Origin of the sequence: Pseudomonas abyssi (assembly GCF_002307495.1) — a bacterium.
GTDB lineage: Bacteria > Pseudomonadota > Gammaproteobacteria > Pseudomonadales > Pseudomonadaceae > Halopseudomonas > Halopseudomonas abyssi.
Genome location: NZ_NTMR01000060.1, coordinates 1 through 1,596 on the forward strand (window position 1 = coordinate 1; position 1,596 = coordinate 1,596).

Here is a 1,596-nt window from a genome sequence, read left to right on the forward strand (position 1 = left end):
TCAGACTGCTGACGAACCCCGCATTTTCGCGGGGTTTCGTTTTTCTGGGACGCTTGCAATGATTTTCCCTGTGTTGACTGATTCAGCCTGCGAAGGCCCCAATTCCCTCCGAGTAGCTGCACTTTTGGCTTCGTAGCCAAGTGCCGCGTCTTATCCCGGACCGCAGGCGTAAAAGCACTGCCAGCAGGCGGGCAATCTTCTTCATGTTTTGGCAGGCGGCTGCCAATAGGCACTGTTTCATTACCTTGCGCAGACCACGGAACCGGGCATAACGGTGCCCGTGCAGCTCCTTGGCGTCCGCAAAGCTGCGCTCGACGGTTTCTTTGCGCCTGGCATAGATACGCTTGCCTTCAGGGCTAAGACGATTCTGGTTAATCCGCTCCTTGGCGTCCTCCCAGACATGCCGCACGACAACCTTGACGTGGTTTCGACTGCGAGTGCATTGGTCTCGTAATGGACAATCTCGACATTGCTGCGGGTCCGACTTGTACTCGCGATAACCGGCCCGGTTAGTCGTGCTGTAGGGCAGGAACTGATTGTTTGGGCACAGGTAACCGTCACGTTCTGCATCGTAGGTGAACTGACGTTTATAGAAGTAACCTTGCTTGTGATTGGGGCGTCGATAGCCCATCACGCCGAAGATGTCTCGTTCTTCCAGCCCCTTGCAAATCGCTGGCGTGAAGTAGCCGGCGTCCAGGGCAACGGCCAGCGGTGTCAGAGAAAAGCGCTCGCATTGGCGGTCCAGTCGTTCAAGGTAAGGTCGGCTGTCATGCACATTACCGGGGGTAACAAAAGTATCGGTGATAATGCTGTGTTTGCCGTCTACCGTGCGGTGATCGAGATAGAAAAAACCTTGCGGCTTGTTATCCCGCGTCATGAATCCACTATCGGGATCAGTGGTGCTGACCTTGGTTTCCTTTATCTCGGGATCACTGTCTTTGGGCTTTAGCGGTTGCTTGCCATGCGCTTGGCGGTCGGCATCGATTGCCGCATTAAGCTCGCCCAGATAATCAACAGGACGCTGCTCAACCTGATGCACAGCGAACCGCTGCTTGTTGGCGCTGGCCTTGAGGTGCGTGCTGTCGGTGTGTAATACCTCGCCCCCAATCAGGCCCTTGTGCAGCGCTTGCTCGACAATCCCATCAAAGATGACTTGTTCGATATCCGTATCGGCAAAGCGACGGCGACGGTTCTGGCTCAGGGTCGAGGCATCGGGCACCTTGTCGGTCAGACTCAGGTCCAGAAACCAGCGATAGGCAACGTTGACCTGGATCTCGCGCATCAACTGTCGTTCACTGCGCACGCCAAACAAGTATCCAATAAACAGCATCTTGAACAGCATAACCGGGGCAATCGCCGGACGACCGTTGTCAGCGCAATACAGGTGCTGCGTGGCAGGCCGAATAAACTCGAAATCGATATGGCGGGCTATCTTGCGCAGCAGATGATCGGCGGGCACCAGCTCTTCGAGGGTGACCATCTCCAGCGCGTGCTGTTTGGGTGAAGGGGGTTTGAGCATCGGGTTGGCCTGCAGTAAACGACAACCCATTAAACAAAAGCCCCCGCCTTTCGGCTAGGGGCTTTGTCAGCAGTCTG

General features: G+C 55.7%; 1 protein-coding gene. It reads right to left on the bottom strand.

Translation table 11 applies throughout. From position 1 onward, the window contains the following. Window positions 1–82: 82 nt before the first annotated feature. Window positions 83–1,519, bottom strand: coding sequence for an IS1182 family transposase (locus tag CNQ84_RS20195; RefSeq protein ID WP_165771338.1), 1,437 nt, complete (start codon window positions 1,517–1,519; stop codon window positions 83–85). Window positions 1,520–1,596 lie beyond the last annotated feature (77 nt).